This window comes from Bifidobacterium mellis (assembly GCF_000967265.1).
GTDB classification, from domain to species: domain Bacteria; phylum Actinomycetota; class Actinomycetes; order Actinomycetales; family Bifidobacteriaceae; genus Bombiscardovia; species Bombiscardovia mellis.
This window is the reverse complement of record NZ_KQ033885.1, coordinates 50,655-74,088: the sequence shown is the minus strand read 5'-3', so window position 1 is coordinate 74,088 and position 23,434 is coordinate 50,655. Positions and strand designations below refer to the sequence as shown.

General features: G+C 61.1%; 15 protein-coding genes and 1 pseudogene. 2 read left to right on the top strand and 14 right to left on the bottom strand.

Annotated features, from left to right (window positions below; genetic code table 11):
• Positions 1-103: 103 nt before the first annotated feature.
• The 7 genes and pseudogenes from JF70_RS08645 to JF70_RS00775 form a co-directional block, all read right to left on the bottom strand.
• Positions 104-449: pseudogene (locus tag JF70_RS08645) on the bottom strand (class I tRNA ligase family protein); the annotation flags it as partial.
• A 513-nt stretch (positions 450-962) separates the two neighbouring features.
• Positions 963-2,585 carry a type 2 periplasmic-binding domain-containing protein gene (locus tag JF70_RS00800; RefSeq protein ID WP_045934936.1) on the bottom strand — a complete coding sequence of 541 codons (1,623 nt, stop codon included), beginning with the start codon at positions 2,583-2,585 and terminating at the stop codon, positions 963-965.
• A gap of 96 nt (positions 2,586-2,681) precedes the next feature.
• On the bottom strand, positions 2,682-3,353 hold the full coding sequence (locus tag JF70_RS00795; protein WP_045934935.1) for a YesL family protein: 672 nt from the start codon (positions 3,351-3,353) through the stop codon (positions 2,682-2,684).
• 87 nt (positions 3,354-3,440) lie between these two features.
• Positions 3,441-4,361 (bottom strand): carbohydrate ABC transporter permease, encoded by a 921-nt coding sequence (locus JF70_RS00790; protein WP_227028615.1) that lies wholly within the window; start codon positions 4,359-4,361, stop codon positions 3,441-3,443.
• Between the two features lie 37 nt (positions 4,362-4,398).
• A complete protein-coding gene (locus JF70_RS00785) occupies positions 4,399-5,400 on the bottom strand; it encodes an ABC transporter permease (RefSeq protein ID WP_156149544.1) in 1,002 nt (333 codons plus the stop codon).
• A gap of 445 nt (positions 5,401-5,845) precedes the next feature.
• Complete coding sequence (locus tag JF70_RS00780; protein ID WP_045934934.1) at positions 5,846-7,285, bottom strand: GH1 family beta-glucosidase; 1,440 nt, start codon at positions 7,283-7,285, stop codon at positions 5,846-5,848.
• Positions 7,286-7,338: 53 nt separating this feature from the next.
• A complete protein-coding gene (locus JF70_RS00775; protein WP_082069306.1) occupies positions 7,339-8,241 on the bottom strand; it encodes a TetR/AcrR family transcriptional regulator in 903 nt (300 codons plus the stop codon).
• Positions 8,242-8,653: 412 nt separating this feature from the next.
• Here JF70_RS00775 and JF70_RS00770 point away from each other — a divergent pair, with 412 nt between their 5' ends.
• Both JF70_RS00770 and JF70_RS00765 read left to right on the top strand, forming a co-directional pair.
• On the top strand, positions 8,654-11,155 hold the full coding sequence (locus JF70_RS00770) for a glycoside hydrolase family 94 protein (protein ID WP_045934933.1): 2,502 nt from the start codon (positions 8,654-8,656) through the stop codon (positions 11,153-11,155).
• Between the two features lie 76 nt (positions 11,156-11,231).
• Positions 11,232-12,071, top strand: a complete 840-nt coding sequence (locus tag JF70_RS00765; protein WP_045934932.1) for an alpha/beta hydrolase — start codon at positions 11,232-11,234, stop codon at positions 12,069-12,071.
• A 91-nt stretch (positions 12,072-12,162) separates the two neighbouring features.
• Here the strand turns inward: JF70_RS00765 and JF70_RS00760 are convergent, their stop codons facing one another.
• The 7 genes from JF70_RS00760 to JF70_RS00730 form a co-directional block, all read right to left on the bottom strand.
• A complete protein-coding gene (locus JF70_RS00760) occupies positions 12,163-14,202 on the bottom strand; it encodes a beta-galactosidase (protein ID WP_045934931.1) in 2,040 nt (679 codons plus the stop codon).
• Positions 14,203-14,290: 88 nt separating this feature from the next.
• On the bottom strand, positions 14,291-15,793 hold the full coding sequence (locus tag JF70_RS00755; RefSeq protein ID WP_045934930.1) for a glycoside hydrolase family 43 protein: 1,503 nt from the start codon (positions 15,791-15,793) through the stop codon (positions 14,291-14,293).
• A gap of 12 nt (positions 15,794-15,805) precedes the next feature.
• Entirely contained in the window at positions 15,806-16,885 is a 1,080-nt protein-coding gene (locus JF70_RS00750) for a glycoside hydrolase family 5 protein (RefSeq protein ID WP_045934929.1), read from the bottom strand.
• Between the two features lie 186 nt (positions 16,886-17,071).
• Positions 17,072-19,099, bottom strand: coding sequence for an alpha-xylosidase (gene yicI, locus JF70_RS00745; RefSeq protein WP_045934928.1), 2,028 nt, complete (start codon positions 19,097-19,099; stop codon positions 17,072-17,074).
• 77 nt (positions 19,100-19,176) lie between these two features.
• Positions 19,177-20,700 carry an alpha-L-fucosidase gene (locus tag JF70_RS00740; RefSeq protein WP_082069305.1) on the bottom strand — a complete coding sequence of 508 codons (1,524 nt, stop codon included), beginning with the start codon at positions 20,698-20,700 and terminating at the stop codon, positions 19,177-19,179.
• The gene (locus tag JF70_RS00735; RefSeq protein WP_045934927.1) at positions 20,687-21,364 is read right to left on the bottom strand and encodes an SGNH/GDSL hydrolase family protein; all 678 of its coding nucleotides are present in this window, start codon (positions 21,362-21,364) and stop codon (positions 20,687-20,689) included. Before JF70_RS00735 ends, JF70_RS00740 begins: the two co-directional genes overlap by 14 nt.
• Positions 21,365-21,603: 239 nt before the next feature.
• Positions 21,604-23,355 carry a type 2 periplasmic-binding domain-containing protein gene (locus tag JF70_RS00730; RefSeq protein WP_045934926.1) on the bottom strand — a complete coding sequence of 584 codons (1,752 nt, stop codon included), beginning with the start codon at positions 23,353-23,355 and terminating at the stop codon, positions 21,604-21,606.
• Positions 23,356-23,434 lie beyond the last annotated feature (79 nt).

The window sequence follows — 23,434 nt, the reverse complement described above, 5'->3', positions numbered from 1 at the left end:
TGCATGCCGTCGTGCTCAGACCGCACGATCGCGGATGATCTGCGCGTACCGCAGGCCGGAATCCTTCCAGATCCGCTCCTGGGTGTCATAGTCGACCCTGATCAGCCCAAAGCTCGATGGGTGCTGACAGGTAGCCGATGATGGTGTCGAACCAGACGTCCACAGGCACGGGAATCCCCCAGTCGATGTCGCACGTGGATGGCCCGAGGCTTGACCTCCTTGAACAGTTCCATAGATAAGTTGGGCACATTGCTGCGCCAACCCTTCCGGGTCTGTAGCCAAGCCAGGTTGGCTCCAGCGCTGGTGGAAAAACTCCTGCACGACTTTCTCATGATTGCCCGTCGTGGTCCCGGTAAAGGGGTCATAGCTGAGCCACAGATCACACAAATCCTTGAAATGACACGATTATAACGGTCAGCATCCGAACATTGGCGGGATTGAATACCCTCCTATGATCCGCCAAGGTTACGACGGCCGGCAGGCTCATTCCAAGTGAAGGCACTGACGACCGATGAAACGCCTGTAAGGGGCCGAAACCGGTCATGACCACTCCGGCAGGAAACGGAGGCGGCCGGCCACAATGGTGCGAGAGGGCAACCCACCGGGAGAAGGCAAGAGCCCGGCGGGCAGCCCTCCCGTTCCGTGAATCCGACGGCACTCTGGGGGGGGGGGGGGATGCCATCCCCTCAGGCTGACTCGGGCGGTGAGTGCCCATCCGGGAGGGAACCGAAGAACCCGGTCGAAAGACCGTACCGTGCCTCCTCACCACCCCTCGAACCCGGACTATTGACGGCCAAGGACCCGCCCACAGAAACGGCCGAACTCTGACGGAGCCAGTCGCCAACCCGGCCGCCTCATCGGCCTTCCTGGAGACCATATCGTAGTTGGGCGGGCCCGAGGTCCGACGGACCCTGGAGACCCACCTTGAATCACTGGAGGGCCCCAGGGCACGTCTGCATCCGTCAGTTCTTGGAGTAGTACTGGTCGTAGGCTTTCTGCACCAACTTGATGTTCTGATCCAAATTGGCCTTTTTCAGGGTCTGCACATAGTTGTCCCAATCCTGGTCCACACCACCCTTGGTCACCCACTGGGCGAACTTGGTCATGGCGGTGTTCATCAGGGTCGTGTTGTTGTTCTGCATGGTGGTCTGGTCCTCGGAGGAATACTTGAGGGCACCAGGGATGACATCCAACTTGGGGTCCACATTGGCCAGAGCCGGCTCAAGAGGCTGCTCCTGGCCCTTGACCTCCTCGAGATCCGCCGGCAGCTCGATCTTGAGATTCGGACGTATCCAGTAGGGAGAGTCATCAGCCAGGGTCTCCGTCCACTTCCAGGTGGAGGGGTCCTTGGTGGAGTCAGCAGGCGGCAGGACCTTATAGGAGTCCGGCCCTGTCTTCTGCACATCCGTGCCCAGATCACCCCAGAGCATCTGCAGGGACATGTCCTGCCCGTAGAAGGCATTAGCCACCTTGATGGCGGTCTCCTTGTTCTTGCTCTTGGCCGAGACCACCAGCGCGAACTCGCTGTAGTCCAACCGGTCCCCCTGGGTGTCGTAGACCAACTCATCCGGGTTCTGATCGGCCTTGGCCTTCAGCTGGGGCATGGCCACATACTGACCGGCCAACTTGTCACCAAAGCGGTCGGAGGCCGTCCACCCCCAGGTGAAGCCGATCTTGGCCTTATCGCCCTGGCCGCGTGCGGTGGACTGGGACTTGGAGTAGTCGTGGGTGAAGGCGTCCTTGGCGATCAACCCCTCCCCCCAGAGCCTGTTGAGGTACTGGATCAGTTCCTTGTAACGGTCATCGGTCAGGAAGGACTTGACCTTGCCCTTGTCGGCATAGTAGCCCTGGCCGCCACCTACCGACGTCACGATGCCCAGGCTCCCCAGCAGGAGGGTGGGCTGATAGTCACCGAAGCCGCCGGTACCGGGAGACTGGAAGTCAAAGGGGATCTCGTCGGCCTGCCCGTTCCCATTGGGGTCCTTGGTCTTGAAGGCCTTGAGCACCTCCTCAAGCTCATCCCAGGTGGTCGGCACCTTCAGGCCCAGCGTGTCCAGCCACTGCTTGTTGATGTACATGTGGCTGACGGCCTTGGGCCAGATACCCTTCTTGACGGCGGGCAGGATGTAGATCTTCCCGTCCGGCATGGAGACCACCTGCTTGGCCGTGGGGTCGGTATTGAACATCTTCTTGACATTCGGCATCTTGTCCAGGTCCTGGCTCAGATCCTCGAAGAGGGTGCTATAAGTGGCTATGTCCGCCAGGTTGATCCCCTTGAGAATGAGGTCGGGCACATCGCCGGCCGCCAGCATGGCCTGCTTCTTCTGGTCCCAGTCCGAGCTCGCCTCCTGCCAATGGATTTCGCAGCCACACTCCTTCTCCAGCTGCTTGGGCCACTTCATCTTGGATATCTTCTTGGTCAGAGGGTGCTTGGCTACGGCTATCGTGATGATCGGCTGGCCCTGGGCATTGGTGGTGGGCTCCTTGGAACCGCCGCAACCGGCCAGCATCATCGACATGGCCATCGTCATGGCCCCTATGGCCACCAGACGGTTCCTGAACCTGTGTTTCCCGAACGAACTCATGATTCGCTCCTCCTGTTCGACAGTGAACTTCTCTGCTTACCCCGGGCCCATGCGCCGATCGCACCGGTCCAGGCGGTATACTTAATGACGGATCCGTCACTCTCCTTTCGTTGCCATCTCGCCCTGTGCGCCCCGGCGCATCCGGACGGAAAAACCGTCGAGCCTGCCGTAGAACCAGACCGCCGACGACGACAGGAGGCAGGGCAGGACAGGCCCGAAGACTACGGCCAGGCCGGGCCAGGACCAGCAGGCAAAGGCCATAAGGGCCAGACCGAAAGCCAGGACCACACTCATCCAGGGACGCGCCAGAACCATCTGGACCGACCTGACCAGAATCCAACCGACCCCCTGGTCGTAGAGGGCGAATAGGACCCAGGACAGGGCAGTGGCCAGAATCATGAAGACCATGAGGCAGAAGAGGATGCCGGAGACGAAAACCCCGACCCTACCGGTCCGATGAAAGTTGACGATCCAATAATCCCCCAGCAGGAGGGCCCAGATGGCCGCCTGTGCCCAGCCGAAAATGTTGGCCCCCCTGAGCTCCTTCTTCCACAGACGGTGGAAGGTCCGCCAGGTCTGAGCGATCCCCCACTCCCTGTCCTCGTCTGTCAGCCACCTTCTGAAAACCCCGCAGGTCGCTGCCAGGGAGGGGAAGAAGCCTACCAGGACAAGCCCCATGATGGTGTGTGCCAGCAGGGCCAGGTTGGTGATGAAGGCCACCAGGACCAAGCGGGCCGCCTGCTCGTATCCGAGGGCGAATCTTTGCATGCTTCCTCCTTTCCCGGGTACAGCCATGGCTGTCCGGCCCATATCCGACCTGTCTTTGCTCCCCGTCAGTAGGACGGTCCGGTGCGGTCAGCCTTTGATCGCCCCAATCATGACCCCCTTGTTGAAGTACTTCTGTATGAAGGGGTAGATGACCAGGAGAGGGAGGGTGGAGACGATGATCACCCCGTATTTGATCTGGTCAGCGAACTCCTGCCCGTATCCGGCACCGGCCGTCGAGCCCGACCCCCCCTGGAAAGCCTGGTTGGACAGGAGGATGTCACGCAGGACGATCTGCAGGGGTTGCTTGTCGTAGGTGCGTATGTAGACCAAGCCGGTGAAGAAGTCATTCCAGTGCTGCACCAGGTAATACAGGCCGATGACGGCGATGATGGCGGAACTCAGGGGGATGACGATCCGCGTAAAGTAGCGGAAGTACCCCACCCCGTCGATCTGAGCGGCATCGTGGAGGTCCTCGGGGATGGAGCTCTCGAAGAAGGACCGGGCAATGATCAGGTTGTAGACATTCAGGGCCTGGGGAATGACGAAGACCGCCCAGGAGTCCAGGAGACCAAGCTGTTTGTAAAGGAGGTAGGTCGGGATCAGACCGCCGTTGACGAACATGGTAATCGTGAAGAAGAGCATGATCAGGCGGCGCCACTTGAACTCGGGCCGGGAGAGGGCGAAGGCCGCCGGCATGGTGACCACCAGGTTCAAGACGGTGCCTGCCACAGTGTAGATCAACGTATTCCGGTAGCCGTTCCAGATCCTGTCATCCCCGAGAATCTGCTGGAAGCCGTAGGCCGAAATGCCCTTGGGAATCCAGGTGACCTGGCCTGTGTTGACCAGGGTCTGATCAGAGACCGAAGCGATGATGATGAACCAGATTGGGTAGAGGATGGAGGCCACTATCAGCAGCAGGATGAGGACGATGATCAGGTCAGCCAGCCAGTCTCCCAGCGTCTTCCCCCCGATAAGCCGTCTGACCCTGCGGGCCCCGGAGCGTGCCATGTCTTGCGTGTTTTCCATTTTGTTGTCTTCCTCCCCCTCAGAAGATGCCGGTGTGGGACACCCTCCTGGAGATCTGATTGGCGATGACCAGGAAGACGAAGTTGATGAGCATGTTGAACAGGCCGATGGCTGTGGAATACGAGAATTGATTCTGCAGGATGCCGATCTTGTAGGTGTATGTCGATATAACCTCGGAGGCTGGCAGGTTCAGGGTGTTCTGCATAAGGAAGACCTTTTCGAAGCCTACGTTGAGCACACCGCCCATGTTCAGGATCAGGAGGACGCCGGCCGTGGGCATAATGGCGGGTATATCGATGTAACGAATAAGCTGAAAACGGCCTGCCCCGTCCATCTTGGCTGCCTCGTAGAGGGCCACGTCGACCGAACTGAGGGCGGCCAGGTAGATAATCGAGTTCCAGCCCATATGCTGCCAGACCTCGCTGATCCAGTAGATGGGCGTAAAGGTGCTGGGATTGCCCATGAAGTTGGCGTTGTCGATGTGGAGGAAGGCAAGGAAACGGGTGAGCAGACCAGTGGAGGGGGTAAGGAAGAGGTTGATCATGGCCACAATCACCACCGTAGATATGAAGTGCGGCATGTAGGTGATGGTCTGTACGAAGCTCTTGACCTTGGTGGAATGGATCTGATTGATCAGGAGAGCCAGGATGATGGGGGCGATGAAGCCCATGACCAGAGTCCACAGACTGATCCTGATCGTGTTAACCATGAGGGGCTTGAACATAGGTGAGGCGAAGAACTGCTTGAAATACTGGAAGCCCACCCAGTCGCCTCCGGTGAGGCCCTTGGTAAAATCATACTTCCTGAACGCCAGTTGAATGCCGTACATAGGGCCGTAGTTGAATACGGCCACGAACAGCATGGCTGGAAGCACCATGACCCATAAGGGCCAACAGCGCTTCAGGGAAGATTTATACCCCCCCCCCCCGCGACGAAAGGACCTTATGTGCCTTGGCGGGTTTGGAGGAGGCGAGGCGCGCGGTTTTACCGGAAGTCTTGACCTGACGGTCGACTTCTGCATCGGTTCCGTTCATGCTCAGCCCTTCTATGACTAGTTTCGCTCCCATCCGGCTCAATCCTTGAACCTGGGGGAATCCACAGCCGGCAACTGTGCCGTCATGACAACACAAGTTTATCTATCGTTGTAAAAAATGTCAATGCAGTCCTAATCACCTATCGACGCTGGTACGTGATTGATCCTGGGCCTCATCGTCCTGCCCCCCCCTCCTCTTACTTCCCCATGGACGGCCCTACCGATTCCTTACAGGCTCTGAATTCACATGTGGTGGCCAAGCTAGATATGAGGGGCCCGGAAATCCGGAAACATCAATCATGCCAGCGGGGAGGGTCACCCCCTCCCCCTGCCCGCATGATCAACCTGATTACATGTTCAGGGTCGGTGGTGCGGCCCACAGATCGCATGCGGAGCCGTTGCCGACTGCAGACCAATCGATGTCAGAGCCCTTTCAGATGGCATTGGCCTGAACAATCCGGGAATATCGCCTTCCCGAATCCTTCCAGATCCGCTCCTGGGTGTCATAGTCGACCCTGATCAGCCCAAAGCGCTTGGTATAGCCCAGGGCCCACTCAAAGTTGTCCAGCAGGGACCAGGCGAAGTAGCCGGTCACCCTGGCCCCGACCTGGATGGCCTTGGCCACGGCCCTGACATGCTCTTCCAGATAGGCCACCCGCTTGGGGTCGTGAACAATCTTCCCACCGGGCGCGTCCGGATCCTGACTGACCTGGTCATCCCAGGCGGAGCCGTTCTCGGTCACCATGAGTTCAATGTCGGGGTAACGTCGGCCCAGCTCGACCAGCAAATCGGTCAGACCCTGGGGTTCCTGATTCCAGCCCATCCCCGTCAGCTCTCCCTGCGGGGCCTGCCCTTCCACGCCCTCCTGGGCCGGCATGGCGTTGGCATGGCGATCGACCAGCTGGCCCTCGGGGCCAACCGCGGCATCGGCGGATCCGTCATCAGCCCTCCTGGCCTTCACATAGGTGGTGGCGTAGTAGTTCAGTCCCAGGACGTCAATGGGCTGATGGATGGTCTCCAGGTCACCGTCCTGCACGAAGCGCCAGTCGGTGTCCCCCCTTGCCGCCTGACTGACACCTTCCGGGTAGGCACCTTCCAGCATGGGGGTCAGGAAGACCTCATTGGCGAAGAGATCGGCCCTCTCCTTGGCGGCGAGGTCCTCCGGGCTGTCCGAGGCTGCCCGGGTGACCTGAAGGTTGAGGGTGACCGAGAGCCGGGCATCCTGCCCGGCCTGGGCCCTGATGGCCTGGCAGGCCAGTCCATGGGCCAGGTTCAGGTGGTGGACGGCGGCCAGGGCCTGGTCGTAGTCCTTGATGCCGGGGGCATGGACCCCGTTCCCATAACCCAAATAGGCCGCGCACCAGGGCTCATTCAAGGTGGTCCAGGTGTCCACTCGGTCGCCGAAGGAAGCGGCCAGGGCGGAGGCGTAGTCGCCGAAGCGGAGGGCCGTGTCCCTGCTGGGCCAGCCACCTGCATCCTGTAGGTACTGGGGAAGGTCCCAGTGGTATAGGGTGACGATGGGCCTGATCTCATTGTCGCGCAGCATATCAAGGACCCTAAGGTAGTGGTCCAGCCCGGCCTGGTTCACCGGACCACCGGCCATGGGGAAAATGCGGGACCAGGATATGGACATGCGGTAGGCGCCAACACCCATCTGCTTCATCAGGGCTATGTCCTGCGGATAGCGGTGATACTGATCGCAGGCCACATCACCGTTGGACCCGTCGACAACCACGCCCGGCCGGGCACAATATGTGTCCCAGATGGAATCCGTCCTGCCGTCCTCATGTGCCGCCCCTTCCACCTGGAAGGCAGCCGTGGCCGTTCCCCAGGTGAAGTCGGACGGGAAGATGAACTTACTCTCTTGGCCCATGCCAATCCTCTCTTTCGTTGCTTTCATGTCCGTAGCGCTTTACCCGCTTGCGGTCATTTGCTTTCCTCCGGCCGGTGGACGCCCTCGGTAGCCGTTGTCCCATCGCAGGGGTCGTCTGAACGAAGCTGCCGGTCCTGAACCGCCTGCTCCCCACCCGTGATAAGGCCGTAGGAAGCCAGGCAGACTTCGGAATCCGGGTCAATGTCACTAGGGTCCATGAACCCGTGCCACTTCTCCTGGGGGAAAAGCTCGTCGGAGAAGGCGAGCCATTCGGCCACCAGGTCGGCTGACCCGTCAGCCAGCCAGCGGTATTGCAGACCATCCATGGCCGACATGCACAGCATCCACATGTGGTGGAAGCGGTCCAGGTCGTACCCTCTGGGCAGGCACCAGTTCAGCGACTTGATGGTCTGCCAGAACTTCTGGTTGCGGCCTATGAAATAGCGGTGGGCCGGGTGCGAGGGGCTAAGGGCCTCCCCGTTCAGGATGGAGAAGAGCTTGACCATCTCCGGCCTGCGGGCATTGAAAATGACGTTGTTGGCGCAGAATCGAGGGAAGAAGAGGAGGTCGTGTCCATCCGCATCCGTCCCCGTACAGGTCTTGTAGATGAATTCGTCGGCCTCAGGGGAGTCATAGGCCTGCTCCATGACCATGCTGAACAGGTCGTTCTTGGAGTCGATGTAATGGTAGAGAGCGGCCTCGGTGATGCCCACCTGATCGGCCACGTCCTGCAGGGACATCCCCCAAAAGCCCTTGACGGCGATTACCTTGACGGCTGCCTTGACAATCTGGTCCCTGCGCTCATCGGCGGTCATCCGCTTACGCCGGGTGAAGCCCTTGCCGGTGAAGACCTGACGGGCACGGGGGTTCTCCGAGAAAGTGGACCCGCCCATCGGACCAGATCCGGTGACCTTCCTGCCGGCCCGGTACTGGTTCCAATCCTCTACGCCAGTCATGAACCCCCTTTACTCAGGCACCTGGCGGGCGATGGGACCCTGTCCCTGGAGTTGCCACCCGCCCTTGCGGGTCCCCATCATGACTGCAGGCGGCTCCGACATGCCCAATCGTTGGAGTTCGGATCTGTTGGCCGCCGTATGAATTCAACCATTAAGGAAATCCGCACACGCTTATCTATAGGTTTATCAATGAATGCTATCATCTTAGTCAAACGATAATACAAACGCGGGTCGCAAGCCTTGGCTGTCCTTCCCGGAGCGGGGTACGATTCCGGCAGCTATTCCGACAGGACACTGCTGCCTTCAAGGGGTTGTGACGCCCCGGGACAGTCCGGAGGGGTCGCCCGCGCCCTGCCCGCCTGGCCCCAACCCGACGAGGCTGGGCCAAGGTCGCATTGAGGATAGGGAGAACATGCAATACGGTCATTTTGACGACGCAGCCAGAGAGTATGTCATCGACACACCCGCCACCCCATTGCCCTGGATCAACTATCTGGGCAACCAGGACTTCTTCTCCCTCATCTCCAACACGGGCGGCGGTTATTCCTTCTATAAAGACGCCAAGCTTCAGAGGATAACCCGCTACCGCTACAACGGGGTACCTGCCGACAACGGCAGCCGCAACTACTACCTGAGCCTTATGGATCGGGACAACCCAGAGTCCGCCCCCCTGGCCACCTGGTCGCCCACCTTCCTGCCCTCCAGGACCCGCCTTGACCGGTACAGCTGCCGCCAGGGGACCGGATACACCATCTTCGAATCCTCCTACAAGGGGATCGATACGGTCATGACCGCCTTCGTTCCCGTGGATGCCGATGCCGAAATCAACCGTCTGAGAATCAGGAACACCACCGACTCCCCCATCCTCCTGGATGTGACCGGTTGCGTGGAGTGGTGCCTGTGGAACGCCGTGGACGACTCCAGCAACTTCCAGCGCAACCTGTCTACGGGCGAGGTGGAAGTAGAGCAGGGATCGGAAGCCACCCTTCTCTACCACAAGACCGAGTACAAGGAACGCCGGAACCATTACGCCTTCTTCGGGGTCAACCGGCCCACCTGCGGGTTCGACACCAGCCGGGACGAGTTCCTGGGCCGGTTCAACGGCTGGGACACCCCCCAGACCATCACCGAGGGCAGGGCCCGCAACTCCACGGCCCACGGCTGGTTCCCCATAGCCGCCAACAGGGTCCGGCTGTCCCTGGACCCCGGCCAGGAGGAGAGCCTGGTATTCATCCTGGGCTATATCCAGCTGCCCAAGGAAGACAAGTGGGAGAACCCCGATGACCCTTCCAAGGTGGGAATCATCAACAAGAAGCCCGCGCACGCCCTCTTCGACCGCTTCAGGAGGGACGACCAGGTCGACCAGGCCTTCGCCGATCTCAAGGCCTACTGGACCGACCTTCTGGGCCGGTTCACCCTGGACAGCGGCGACCCTCGCTTGGACCGGATGGTCAACATCTGGCACCAGTACCAGTGCATGGTCACCTTCAACCTCTCGCGCTCGGCCTCCTATTTCGAGTCAGGCACGGGGAGGGGAATGGGCTTCCGCGACTCCAACCAGGACCTCCTGGGCTTTGTCCACCTGATCCCCGACCGCGCCCGTCAACGCATCATCGACATCGCCTCAACCCAGCTGGAGGACGGGTCGGCCTGGCATCAGTACCAACCCCTGACCAAGCGGGGGAACGCCGACATCGGCGGTGGCTTCAACGACGACCCCCTCTGGCTGGTGGCCGGTACTTACGCCTACCTGGCCGAGACCGGGGATTCCTCCATCCTGGAGGAGCCCGTCCCCTTCAACAATGTGGAAGGGACCGAGGAGCCCCTCCTGGAGCACCTGCGCCGGTCGGTCGGGTTCACGATGAACCACCTGGGCCCACATGACCTTCCCCTGATCGGACGGGCCGACTGGAACGACTGCCTTGACCTCAACTGCTTCTCCGATACCCCGGGAGAGAGTTTCCAGACCATCGAAAACAATGACACAGGTGTGGCTGAGTCGGTCCTGATCGGAGGCATGTTCGTCCTCTACGCCGGCCATTACGCCGACATCCTGGACCATTACGGGACGGATTGCGGGATGGGCAGGGAGGCTGTGGCCCAGGAGACCGCCTCGGTCCACCAGGCCATCGAGGAGATGACCCATGCCGTGGAGGAGGCCGGATGGGACGGCCAGTGGTTCGTCAGGGCCTACGACGCTTACTCCCGTCCTGTCGGCTCCCACGCCGACACCGAGGGACAGATCTACATCGAACCCCAGGGGATGTGTGTGATGGCCGGTATCGGTCTCGAGGACGGCAAGGCCCGACAGGCCCTGACCTCGGTCAAGGAGAGGCTGACCTCCTCCTGGGGAACGGCCATCCTGGCCCCCGCCTATTCCACCTACCGGATCGAACTGGGCGAGATCTCCTCCTATCCCAGGGGGTACAAGGAGAACGGCGGCATCTTCTGCCACGTCAACCCCTGGATCTCCATAGCCAATGCCATGGTCGGCGATGACGAGGAGGCCTTCGCGGTCTACAGGCGCACCTGCCCGGCTTACCTGGAGGAGAAGTCCGACATCCGCAAGGTGGAGCCCTACGTCTACTGCCAGATGGTGGCCGGTCCTGAGTCCCCCACCCCCGGCGAGGGAAAGAACTCATGGCTGACAGGCACGGCCGCCTGGTCCTTCGTGGATGTCTCCCAGTACTTGCTGGGGGTCAGGCCCACCTTGGACGGGCTGGCTATCGAACCCCACCTGCCCGCCGAATTCAACGAACTGACCGTCGGCAGGACCTGGAGGGGGGTCACCTATCGGATTTCCATGAAGCGGACCGGGAGGCGTTCGGTCAGCCTGGACGGCCACGAACTGAGTGGCGGGATGGTACCGCCCCAGACCAGCGAGAATCCCGTGGACGTGACCGTGACCTTCTGAGATGACACTGGGTCATCCGGTGATTTACAATGAGCCATGGCCTGAGGGCCCTAACTATCGAAGAGGATGAGAGCAGATGCAGTATTTTGAACAGGAGATCGAGGGGATCGACGGCAGCCGGGCCAAGTTCGTCGGCTACAGCCTGGACAACAGCGAGGAGGTAGTGCCGGACCGGGCCCGCCCATCGGTCCTGGTCATCCCTGGGGGTGGCTATGAGATGACCTCCGACAGGGAGGCCGAACCCATCGCCGTACAGTTCCTGGCGGCTGGTTGCAATGCCTTCGTCCTGCGCTATTCCTGCTGGCCCTCCGTGTACCCGACAGCCCTGGTCGAGGCGGCCGAAGCCATGAAGCGCATCCGTGAGCACGCCGACCAGTGGCACGTGGACCCCAAGGCCATCAGTATCATGGGCTTCTCAGCCGGTGGCCACCTGGCGGCCAACCTGGCCACGACCGCCGGTGACCAGGACCTCAGGGCCCACGGCTATGACCCCGATGGCGTCCGCCCCGACGGCCTGATGCTGGGCTATCCGGTCATCACCTCCGGCCCCCTCGCCCACCGCGGGAGCATCGACCACCTCCTGGGCGACAAGAAGGAGGACCCGGCAGCCCTGGAGGCGGTCTCCATCGAGAAGCACATAGACAGCAAGACCCCGCCCGTATTCGTCTGGCACACCATGGAGGATGGTCTGGTCCCTCCGGAGAACACCCTCATGCTGGTAGAAGCATGCAAGCAGGCCGGGGTCAGCGTGGAAGCCCACCTCTTCCCCCATGGAGGCCACGGTCTGGGCCTGGGGACCGAAGAGACCGCCTGGCAGGGCACCAATGGAATCGAACCCTGCGTACAGATCTGGCCCCATCTCGCTACCGCCTGGATCAAGCGGACCTTCAGGGGGCAGGAAGATCCGACCGCCTGACTTTCGCCCACACCCCTAGCTCCATCCTGGTCCGGATCTCCTTGACGCCAGCCATAACAGGACCCGGATACTCAGGTTCACCGTTGGCCGGTCAGGCCAGTGCGACCAGAGCCACCCCGTAGGGAGGCAGATCCAGTGGGCCAGACACCCGGCCGCCGGCCAGGAGGTCCTCACCGCCCCTTAGGAGGGGAAGGTCGGCGGTAATTGGCGAGCGGGCCGAGTTGATCACGATGACATACCGGGTCCCGTCATCCGATTGGCGGATGGAAATGCTGACATCCTTGGGTGTATCGACCGCGGGGAGCCCCAGGCCGTCAACGATGGGATCCATGAAGGCATCCATGCCAGCCTCGTCCAAGGGAGTGCCAACGAAGTAGGCCCTACCTCTGCCGAAATCGTTCACCGTCAGGGCCGGGCTGCCGGCGTAGAAGTCGCCACCCCCGTAGGAGGCTAGGGGCTTGGCTCCCTCGCAATGAATCAGGCTGGCCACGATCTGACCGGCAGGCTGTCCGTCAACAGCTGCCAGACCTTCCACCGGTATGGTTTCATCAGGCGCCAGGGCATCGATCTCCTCGACCCAGACCCCGGTCAGCCTCCTCAGAACACCCGGATACCCGCCTGGAACCACCAGGTCACGTTCGTCGTGGATACCGGCCATATAGCCGGTGACGAAGGTGCCCCCGTCGGACACATAGGACTCCAGGTGGTCTGCCACACCGGGCAATAGGGAAATCAGGGCCGGGGCCAGAACCAAGTCATACTTCTTCAGGGTCTCGACCGGTGACGTGCTGGGTATGAAATCCACAGCCAGGTTGCGGCGATAGAGGGGACGGTAGAAGCGGTGGACCTCCTGGGGGTAGGAGAAACCTGCCGTGGGCCCTACGCAACCCTCCAGGGACCAGTAGCTCTGCCAGTCGAACATGATGGCCACCTTGGCCACCACTCGGCTACCCATGAGGCGGGCCCCCACCCGATTCAGTTCGGCCCCCAGGGCAGCGGTCTCCTTGAAGACCCGGGATTCCTCACTGCCGCTGTGGTCTATGACAGCCCCGTGGAAGCGCTCGCAGCCACCCCGGGACTGTTTCATCTGGAAGAACTGCACCGTGTCGGCCCCATGGGCCACGGCCTGCCAACTGAGTCTGCGGACCTCGCCGGGCCGCTTGACCTTGCAGAAGGGGAACCAGTTCTGCTGGTTGGGCGTTTGCTCCATCAGCATGAAGGGACGGCCTCCGCCGACCCCCCGCATGAGGTCGTGGGACATTGCGGTGAAACTGGGTGGGGTGTCCATGCCCGGATAATTGTCCCAGCTGACCAAGTCCATCTGCCGGGCCCACTCGAAGTAGTCCAGGTCCTTGAAGGTCCCCATCAGGTTGGTGGTGATCGGCGTGGAACCGTCGTGGCGGCGGATGGCGTCACGCTCATTGGTGAAGCAAGCCAGCTGTGCCTGCTCCTGGAAGCGGCGGTAATCCATCTGCAGGCCGGAGATCACACACTTGTTCTCGCCGATCCCATCCCCGTTGATCACGGGTGGAACCACGTCATCCCAGTCATAGATGGTGTGGCTCCAGAAGTTGGCGCACCAGGCCTGGTTGAGGGCCTGGACCGTGCCGTACTTCTCCTTAAGCCAGACACGGAAGGCGCGGGCACAGCCCTCGCAGTAACACAGGCCGCCGCCACCGCCGTACTCGTTGCCCACATGCCAGGCCACCAGGCCCGGGGTGTCGGCGTAGCGTTCGGCCAGATGGCCTGCCAGTGCCCCGGATGCCTGTCGGAAGTATTCACTGGTGGGGCAGAAGTTGTGCCGCCCACCGAAAACGCGATGCTTTCCCTCCTGGTCGGTCCGGATCACCTCTGGGTGGGTTCTGACCATCCAGGCGGGCAGGGCCGCCGTCCCCGTAGCCATGACGATGTTGAACCGGTGCTTGACCAGGAGGACCACGATCTTATCCAGCATGGAGAAGTCATATCTGTCTTCCGAAGGTTGCAGGAGGGCCCAGGAGAAGACGTTGATGGTGGCTTCGTTGATGTGGGCGTCCTCGAGTTTTTCGATGTCCTCTTCCCAGGTGTCCTCCGGCCACTGTTCCGGATTCCAATCGCCCCCGAACAGGAAGCTGCTGAATGTCGGTTTCATGATCGATCTCCTTCAGGTCGTCCGACGGGCACCAAGTGCCTCCATAGCGGGCGACCTCTCTCGTCGTTTTTGCGAATGTACAGATTGCTCAGACCCGGTAGGCCACCGGATCGAAGATGACTTGTCCGGATCCGTGGGCGTAGACCCCCAGAAGGATTCCGGTGAAGCCGCCGGCGTTGGTGAAGCTGAGGACCTTGCCCGGGGCATGACCCAGATCATGATCCCCGTCCCGGCCCGAAGCACGGAAGGCGTAACCCATCTCGTCCCCCCTGATCTCAAGGCCTATGGGTGCCCCGGCAGGCAGGTCCGCGGACCCCACCAGGCTGACCAGGCCGGCGTTGTGTACCTGGACCTGGACATGTACCAGACCGTTATGCGCAGGTTGCACCGACAGATCCATGTAATGGCCGGCATTGGCGTAGACGGCCAATCCGGCCTGGCCACAAGTCAACTGGGCCGGGTCTGGGAGGGTGGCCTCGAAGGTGCAGCGGAAGTCGGTCTGTCGGGTTCCGATCATGGGAGCCCCGTCGTCCAGGCCGAAGTCATGGCCGGCGGCCTCCACCAGTATGCGGGCTGCCGTTGGGTCACCCGAACCGGTCACGCTGAAACGACCGGCCCTGTCCAGGGAGGGGGTGATCCAGTCAATCTGATCCTCAAGGGCCTCCCCCTCGCCCAGAAGGGGGACATCGTAGGACTGGTCGGCCAGGGTGGGCCATCCATCCTTCCAAGCGAACCAGACCGCATAGGACTCCCTGCCCAGCCAGCCCTGGGCGGGATACTCATGGTTGTTCCGGGTTCCGTGGAAGACCATCAGGGTACGGTCCTCATCGAATCCTGCGCAGTCGCAGTGGCCGATGGCCTGAAGGGTCAGGTGGGTGCTCCGGTTGGTGATCAGGGGGTTGCCCGGACACATCTCGTAAGGTCCTGTGGGCGAGGCGGAACGGGCCATGTTCTCCATGTGACCAGCCTCGGTGCCCCCCTCCGCCCACATCAGATAGTAGAGCCCATCCCTCTTGTACATGTGGGGCCCCTCAGGATTTGCCCCGGTGGTCCCCCCGCAGATCCTCTCCCTCTTCGAGAGGACGGTCCCCGTGCCCACATCCAGACGGGACAGGTAGATACCGGGGACCTCCCTTTCGCCTTCCTGGTCAACCTGGTCGCTCTCATTGCCGCAGATGTAGACGGTTCCATCGTCATCGAAGAGGAGGGTGGGGTCGATACCGGGCCACCCCGTGATCCACAGAGGATCGGACCATCCCTGGTGGGGATCCGGCGTGGTCATGATCATGGTCCCCTTGTTGACGTTGGTGACGATCAGGTAGAACAGGCCATCATGCCAGCGCAGGGTGGGAGCATAGATACCCCCGCTATTGCCCATGCCCTCGCAGGGGAACTGCGAGGGGCGGTCCATAGCGTTCCCTACCAGTGCCCAGTGCTTGCCGTCACCACTCTCGTATATGGGAAGGCCCGGGAAATACTCGAAAGAGCTGTTGACCAGGAAGTAGCGGCCCGAGGGGGCCCGGCAGATGGTCGGGTCCGGATGGAATCCTGAGGCGATCCGGCGGGCGGGTTTGCAGTTGAACAGGGTCATCGCGGTACCTTCCTACCGGCGATCCGCCCTGGCCTGGGCGAATAAGGAGGCCATGTCGGGGTCGAAGAAGCGACCGGTGGTCCGGTCCAGGAAACACATCTCCTTGGTGGAGGTATCCCAGAGGACCGGGCAGGATCCGTTCTCCCGGCAGCAGCTCAGAACGGTCGATATCCACTTGAGGTTACTGGCGTGGTTCTTCCCGTCCACGGCCTCGGTGAGCAGACCGTATTCTCCGATGATCACGGGGATGCCGGCATCGACGAAGCGGCGGCGCTGGGTGGCGAAATCGGCCTCCACTGCCTTGACGTCCGCCTCGCTGCCCCACTCCTGCCTGGGTTTGCACCAGGTGGTGTCGTGTGTGGCCAGGGCGAAGTCGGCCGGGGAGTAATAGTGGATGGATACGATCAGCCGGTCCGCTACGCTGTCCTTGGGAAGGCGGTAACGGGAGTCACAGGTCATGGCCGTGTCGGTGTTGTAACCGGGAATCAGCAGGAAGCGCTCGGCGTTGTGCGACCCGCTGGCCCTGACCGTGTCGACGAAAATCTGGTTGAGCCTTTCCAGGAGTACATAGGCCTGGTCCCGGTCCATGTCATCGAAGCCGATCTCGTTGCCACCCTCCAGGATGAGGTCCTGCCCGTAATCCTTGAATGTGTCGGCGATCTCACGCCAGAGGCCGGCGAACCGCCTGCAGACCCCATCCGGGTCCTTGTCCGCCTTGCGAATCCAAGGGAGATCGCCCTCACCACCATCGTGATGGACGTTGACCATCACCTTGAGTCCGGCATCCAGACTCCAGTCGACGGCCCGGCGGACCGCGTTCATCCAGATGGCGTCCACGTGGCCATCCCCGTCAATCCACTCCACCCAGGTGACCGGGATGCGGATGGTGTCGAACCCGGCCTGCTTGACCAGGCGGGCGCACTCAGGGGTGAAGGGCTGGTTGAACCAGAGTTTCTCCTGATCCTCCGGGGTCCAGGTCCGACCCTCCTTCACGGCCTTCTCATGCTCCCCTTGGAGGGGGAAAGCATCGAAGGTGTTGCCCAGGTTCCAGCCCAGGCCCAACTCTCTGACGAATTCAAGGGCGGTCGTCATGGACCATCCACTTCTTTCTGCCGATAAGGCTGTATCGATAAGGGATGCACCACATGACGGCTGGGTCTCCAATCGGAGGGAGGCCTACGAGAGTGCATGCATCCATTGACGTTTTCATTTATGCAATCCAGGCCCTCCCCTGACCTTCCGGTCCGGGGAGGGCCGCACGTGGCACCAGAATCCGGCTCACACGTGGAGGGGGTCGGTGCCGGGCCTGACCAGGACCGGCAGAGTCTGGTAGTCGTAGGTCTCCTGGTACCAGCGTCCGGGCTCATAGGTCTTCCCGGTCAACATGTTGGCCCAGGGTCGGCCCGTGCCCTCATCAGGCACGTAGAAGCGGGCGGTCCCGTCCTCGTTGAAGATTGGGGCCACCAGGATGTCATCGCCCAACATGTACTGGGTGTCGATGTCCTCACAGGTCGGATCGCTGGGGAACTCCAGGACCATGGCCCTCATCATGGGCAGACCTGTCTCATGGGTCTCATGCGACATCTTTATCAGATAGGGCACAAGACGCTGCTTGAGCTTGGCGAACTCACGGGTGACCTCGACGGCCTCATCCCCGTATAGCCAGGGAACCTTGTAGGCGCTGGACCCGTGGTAGCGGGAGTGCGAGGAAAGGAGGCCGAACTGGGTCCAGCGCTTGTAGATGTCAGGAGTGGGCTGGTCCTCGAAGCCGGCGATGTCGTGGCTCCAGTAACCGAATCCGCTCATGCCGAAGGAGAGGCCGGCCCTCAGGCTTTCGGCCATGGAGGGGTAGTTGGAGGTGCAGTCCCCGCCCCAGTGGACCGGGTAGCACTGGCCACCCACCGTCGCCGAACGGGCGAAGAGGATGGCCTGGTCGGCCCCCTTCACCTCGACCAGGAGGTCATATACGGCCTTGTTGTACAGGAGGGTGTAGTAGTTGTGCATCTTGACCGGGTCGGAACCGTCGTGATAGACGACGCCCTCGGTGGGGATGCGCTCGCCGAAGTCGGTCTTGAAGCAGTCCACGCCCTGGTCCAGCAGGTGCCTGAGCTTACTCTGGTACCAGGCCGTTGCCTCGGGGTTGGTGAAATCGACGATGGCCATGCCGGCCTGCCACTTGTCCCACTGCCAGACCTGGCCGTCGGTGCGCTTGATGAAGTACCCCTTCTCGGCCCCTTCCTTGAAGAGCTTGGATTTCTGGGCGATGTAGGGGTTGATCCAGGCACAGACCTTGAGACCCTTCTGGTGGAGGCGGGCCAGCATCCCCTCGGGGTCCGGGAAGGCGGAGTGCTTCCACTCGAAGTTGCACCATTCCAGATCGTCCATCCAGCGGCAGTCGAAGTGGAAGACCGACAGGGGGATGTCCCGCTCCGCCATGCCGTCGACGAACTCGTTGACGGTCTTCTCGTCGTAGTCGGTGGTGAAGGAGGTCGACAGCCACAAACCGAAGCTCCAGTCGGGGACCAGTGGGGGTTTGCCGGTCAGATCGGTATAGGTGTTCAGCACCCCCTTGAGGTCCTGACCGCCGATCACCGAGTATGTCAGCTCCTGGCCGGGGACGGAGAACTGGACCTTGGAGACCTCGTCGGAACCGATCTCGAACTCCACCTTGTCAGTGGAATCCACAAAGACCCCATACCCCCGGTTGCTCATATAGAAGGGGACGTTCTTGTAGGCCTGGGCCGTGCCTGTACCACCATCCTGATTCCAGATGGTGACCGTCTGCCCATTCTTGACGAAGTTGGTGAAACGCTCGCCCAGGCCGTAGATCTTCTCTCCCACGCCCAGGTTGAGGGACTCGACCACGTGTGGCCTGCCACCGTCATCGGTCACCAAGGCCTTGCCCCTCCACGCCGACTTGGTCAGCGGACGGCCCTCATACTCGTACTCGAAGTCTATGGCGTCACCCTTGGCGATCTTCAGGGCCAGCCTGCCACTGGTGAAGGTCCATCCCTTCTCATCCTCCTCAATCTTCACCGGGGGATCAGTCCGGTTCAGTGTGAATTGGGGATCATGGCTGTGATCCTGCCTGTAGTTGATGATCCGTGTGGTGATGATGTCGGGGCGAGGGGATGTCACCTCGATGGTAAGCAGTCCTCCGTCCAGGGTCATGCCGGGATTCCTGATCACCTGGAAGGGGGCGTAGAGGATAAGTTTCTTCTCTTCGACATCCGCGCTGTAGATGTTGGCCGCATATTTGACGTCGAAACCGTCGCGCACAAGCCATTCTCCGTTGAGGAACTTCATGTTTTCCTATCTTTCCTTGTTGTTTGTCGGTCACTATGTCCTCGGGCCGGTGACAAAAATCCCGCAGGGGCTGAATCTCACTCCACGTCGATCCGGATGCCCAGAGGCAGGCCGGTGGCCGTGGTCCCAACGGGGTCCTTGAGGCCCTGAACCGCCAGTCCCTGGTCCGTCAGCTCGTAGCTGACCGGTCCTGCACCCAACTGACTGACCTGGCGGACGATCCCCTGAAAGACCGACCCCTCCTTGCCTCGTGGAGCAAAGGCCTTGATCAGGGCCCGTCCGTCTGTGGACGGCTTGAGCTGGTAGGCGTAGATAGCGCCTAATGCCGAGGTGAACCGAAAATCCTCGGGGGTGAAGACGGCCTCGGTCTGGTCCGCGAAGGACCCCGCTGCCGGATGGGTAGGCCCCTCCTGAGCGGCCCACCAGGGGCGGGACCCGTAAATCCCCTCCCCGTTCACATCCATCCAACGGCCGATGGACTCCAACATCTCCTCCTCCTCGGGGTCAATGGACCCGTCGGCGCAAGGACCCACGTTGAGCATGAGATTGCCGTTCTTGCTGACTGCGTCGAGGAGGGCAGCCAGGATTTCAGCCACCGACTTGTGATCCAGGGTGGTTGTGTGGCACCAGGAGTTGCGGGCAATGGCAGTGTCCGTCTGCCAGACGAAGGGAGTGGGGTTGGCGAAGCCGCCGCGCTCCACGTCCACGATGCCCGAACCCCAGGCCATGCCATCCATCTTGTAACAGATGGCGGTCGGGATCCCCCACTCGACAGACCGGTCGTAATAGTAAGCAGCCAGGCGCTGCAAATAGGGCTTGAAGGCCTCGTGCTGAACCCACCAGTCGAAGTAGAGGAGTTCGGGCCGATAGGCGTCAATCACCTCACAAACCCGCAGGAGCCAGTCATCCAGGTACTCCTTGGTTGGATAGGGCTTGCTGAAGAGGTCCTGGTTGTCAGGCTCGGGCATGGCAGGCCAGTAGAAGTCGCCCCTCTTCATGGGCTGATGCACATCGCTGTCGAACTCCTGCCCGTGACCCATGAACCACCAGTGCTCAGCCCGGTGGTCGGACAGGGCGAAGTGAAGGCCCTGGTCCAGAGTGGCCCGCCGCAGCTCACCGATCAGGTCGCGGTGTGGCCCCTTATCGAAGGCGTTCCATTCCGACAGGTCGCTGCGGTACATCTGGAATCCGTCATGGTGCTCGGCCACGGGCATGTAGTAGCGGGCGCCGGCCCGACGGAAGAGGTCCAGCCACTGGTCGGGGTCGAAACGCTCCGCCTTGAGCATGGGGATGAAGTCCTTGTAGCCGAACTCCTTCTGGGGTCCGTAGGTCTTCACGTGGTGGTCGAACTCCGGGTACCCCTTGATGTACATGTTGCGCGAGTACCACTCGTTACGGTAAGCGGGCACGCTGTACAGGCCCCAGTGAGTGAAGATGCCGAACTTGGCATCGGCGAACCAGGTGGGGAGCTCCATGGCGCACAGGGAGGCCCAATCGGCCTTGAAGGCACCCCGGCTGATCTCGGCATCCACCCGCGAAAGGTCGTCGGCACCGACCACGTCTTCACGCAGGGGACGGGGCTCCTGTTCACTTTTCGTCATCGAATGTGGTCCTTTCCCAGTCGAAGTCGACGGCTTGGAGCCAGGTCCTGGCCACCAGCATATGCCCCTCGATCCCGGGGTGGCAACGGTCCATGCTGAGTATGTAGCTACTCTGTTTCTCGAGGAAGTGGTCCATGGCAGCCTGGACGTCCACGTAGATGGCCTTATGTCGGTCCGCCACCTGCCTGGCCACTTCGGCATAACGGTCGACCATGGCCCTCATCGGATCATCCTTGTTCGGCTCCATCATGAAGGGGCTCATGACAATCAGGCCCCTGACCCGGGGCTCGGTCCTGCCCAACAGATCTTCGTACGTGTGTTCGAATTCATCCAGGGAGACCAGGTCCGCCTGGCGGAAGGGACCGTCGAAGTGACGCCAGACGTCGTTGATTCCTATCATGACCGAGACGTAGTCGGGCTTCATGTCGAGCACATCCCTGTCCCACCGGGCTGCCATCAACTTGATGTCGTCCCCGCTGACTCCCTCGTTCATGATCATGAGCTCCCGGTCGGGGTAGACGGCGGTAAGAAGGGCGTGGACCAGATTGACATAGCCATCGCCGAAGGAGCCCCAGCCGGCGGGAATAGCCTTGTAATCACGGTTGACGTCAGTGACCGAGTCTCCGCAGAAGACAATTCTTGAATTCTTTTCAAATGGGAGCATGCAGCTCTCGCACCTCGTTTTCCTTCTCTGTTTTCCATCATTCGCGGCACGGCCCCTGATTGGAACCAAGGCCACATTCATAACCGATAACCGGAAAACATCCACCGTGTCACCGGCATGGCAAGGGGAGCGCAACGGGGGGTGGTTAACCACCCGCCCGGCTAACGCTCCCCCACCGGTACATGCCTGACGATGGGCAGGGTCACCAGAGCTCCCCCGCCTTACCGTCCGGTGCGGAATCAGTTGCCTTCCGCCTTCTCGCGGTTGGCGAACTGCTTCTTGATGTTGACACGGGCCGTGTTCTGATCCTTGGCGTTCTTCATGTCCACATCCAGGACCTGCTTGAAGCCCAGTCCGTCGACCTTGGAACGCATTTCGTCCATCAGGCTGTTGAACTCGTTGTCATCCTTGGCAAAGACTGCCTTCCAGGAGGTGTTGACGATTTCGGTCTTCACCTGACCACGAAGGGTGGAGATCTGGGAGGACTCATCGGGCTGGATGAAGCTGGAGCCAGGGGCGATCATGAGCTTGTCCGCCTTCTCCAGGTACTGCATGGAGGTCTTGGCCCCGTCCATGTGCTCGGACCAATCCTTGTCCAGGGCGGAGTTGCTGAACTGGTCGATGGTGGACTGCCACATGCTGGAGTCATAGGGCTCCTTGGTGTCGGGATCAATGTCAGTGGCCAGCTCGGTGGTGAAGTTCAGGGCCGATACGCCGTCGGAGTAAGAGCCACCACCGAACTGGGCGGGGACCTTGGAGGACTTGTTGCTCTGGAGCTTCTTGCCGAAGTCGGTCAGCTCGGGCTTGCCGTCCTTGATGTCGAAGTTCATGCCCTTGACGCTGCCGGCCATGGCATAGACTCCTTCCTTGGAGTAGAGCCAGTCGATGAAGTTGACCAGGCGTTGCTTGTTCTTGGCCTTGGATCCGACGGCGATGATGGCTGCCCCGCCATTGGGGGTGGCTCCGTAGGAGAAGATCTTCATGTCACCCATGGGGGCCAGCATGTAGCCCTTGCCCTGGGCCTTGTTTTCCGTGGTGTTGTAAGCAGCGGGCCCCAGATAGCTCCAGAAGGAGAAGAGAATCTTGCCCTGCTGGTACTTGGCCGACATGGTGTCGTAGTTCTGGGTGGAGGACTCGGGGTCGACCAGGCCCATCTGGTTGGCCTTGTTGAAGAACTGGAGGGCTTTCTCGTACATCCCGCCCTTCTGGGTGACCGACTGGTAGTCGGAGCCGTCGGCCTTGGCCAGGACAAAGCCCATCTCGTCATAACCGAAGTAGGTCGTAGGCTGCTTGGCGTTGTTCATCATGTTGCCGTCCCAATCCTTGAAGAGGGAGAAGGCGTAGACGTTCTTGTCACCGGTCTCGGCCCGGGCCTTGTCCTGCATCTGCTTGAGCACCTGCAGGAAGTCATCCAGGTTGTTGAACTTGGGGTAGCCGAGCTCACGGTAGTAGTCCCAGCGGATGTAGGGGCCGAAAACGGGCTCGTTACCCTCGGAGGGGTCGGTCGGGCTCTTGGTGGAGACGCTCTGCGGCACCCCCCAGACCCCGCTGCTCTGACCCGACAGTTTGTTGAGGGAGTCAGTGGCGGTCTTGTACTTCTTGATGTTCTTGGCATTCTTTAGGTACGGCGTCATGTCCTCGATCAGGTGGGCCTTGATCAACTTGGTCAGTCTGCCATTGCCGGCTCCGGTGATGACCAGATCGCCCAGGTTCCCGGCTGCTGAACGGGTATCGAAGAGGGTGCTGCCACCACCGGCCACATTGGGCGAGATCATGTTCAATTTAATGTTGAACTTGTCCTTGACCATCTTGGCGAACCAGCCCTTTTGAACGCCCTGGTAGTTGGCCAGGTCGTCGTAGACGTCCACCTTCATCAGGGAGCCGTCGTCCTTCTCATTGGCGGAGTTGCCTCCGCCGCCGCCACAGCCGGCCAGGGCCAGCGAGGCTGACAGCACCGCTGCAGTCACCACTGCGAGTTTGCTATTCTTCATGGTTTCCTTGTTACCTTTCTCTGCAATAGTCTGGTTTTCAGACTCCCCGGTCGGCCCATGCGGTCGCCCGACATGGGCC

Coding starts and splice junctions, on each gene's coding strand:
- JF70_RS00770 (WP_045934933.1), top strand. CDS start 8,654: ATGCAATACGGTCATTTTGACGACGCAGCCAGAGAGTATGTCATCGAC.
- JF70_RS00785 (WP_156149544.1), bottom strand. CDS start 5,400: ATGCAGAAGTCGACCGTCAGGTCAAGACTTCCGGTAAAACCGCGCGCC.
- JF70_RS00760 (WP_045934931.1), bottom strand. CDS start 14,202: ATGAAACCGACATTCAGCAGCTTCCTGTTCGGGGGCGATTGGAATCCG.
- JF70_RS00755 (WP_045934930.1), bottom strand. CDS start 15,793: ATGACCCTGTTCAACTGCAAACCCGCCCGCCGGATCGCCTCAGGATTC.
- JF70_RS00780 (WP_045934934.1), bottom strand. CDS start 7,285: ATGGGCCAAGAGAGTAAGTTCATCTTCCCGTCCGACTTCACCTGGGGA.
- JF70_RS00735 (WP_045934927.1), bottom strand. CDS start 21,364: ATGCTCCCATTTGAAAAGAATTCAAGAATTGTCTTCTGCGGAGACTCG.
- JF70_RS00750 (WP_045934929.1), bottom strand. CDS start 16,885: ATGACGACCGCCCTTGAATTCGTCAGAGAGTTGGGCCTGGGCTGGAAC.
- JF70_RS00765 (WP_045934932.1), top strand. CDS start 11,232: ATGCAGTATTTTGAACAGGAGATCGAGGGGATCGACGGCAGCCGGGCC.
- JF70_RS00795 (WP_045934935.1), bottom strand. CDS start 3,353: ATGCAAAGATTCGCCCTCGGATACGAGCAGGCGGCCCGCTTGGTCCTG.
- yicI (WP_045934928.1), bottom strand. CDS start 19,099: ATGAAGTTCCTCAACGGAGAATGGCTTGTGCGCGACGGTTTCGACGTC.
- JF70_RS00790 (WP_227028615.1), bottom strand. CDS start 4,361: ATGGCACGCTCCGGGGCCCGCAGGGTCAGACGGCTTATCGGGGGGAAG.
- JF70_RS00730 (WP_045934926.1), bottom strand. CDS start 23,355: ATGAAGAATAGCAAACTCGCAGTGGTGACTGCAGCGGTGCTGTCAGCC.
- JF70_RS00740 (WP_082069305.1), bottom strand. CDS start 20,700: ATGACGAAAAGTGAACAGGAGCCCCGTCCCCTGCGTGAAGACGTGGTC.
- JF70_RS00800 (WP_045934936.1), bottom strand. CDS start 2,585: ATGAGTTCGTTCGGGAAACACAGGTTCAGGAACCGTCTGGTGGCCATA.
- JF70_RS00775 (WP_082069306.1), bottom strand. CDS start 8,241: ATGACTGGCGTAGAGGATTGGAACCAGTACCGGGCCGGCAGGAAGGTC.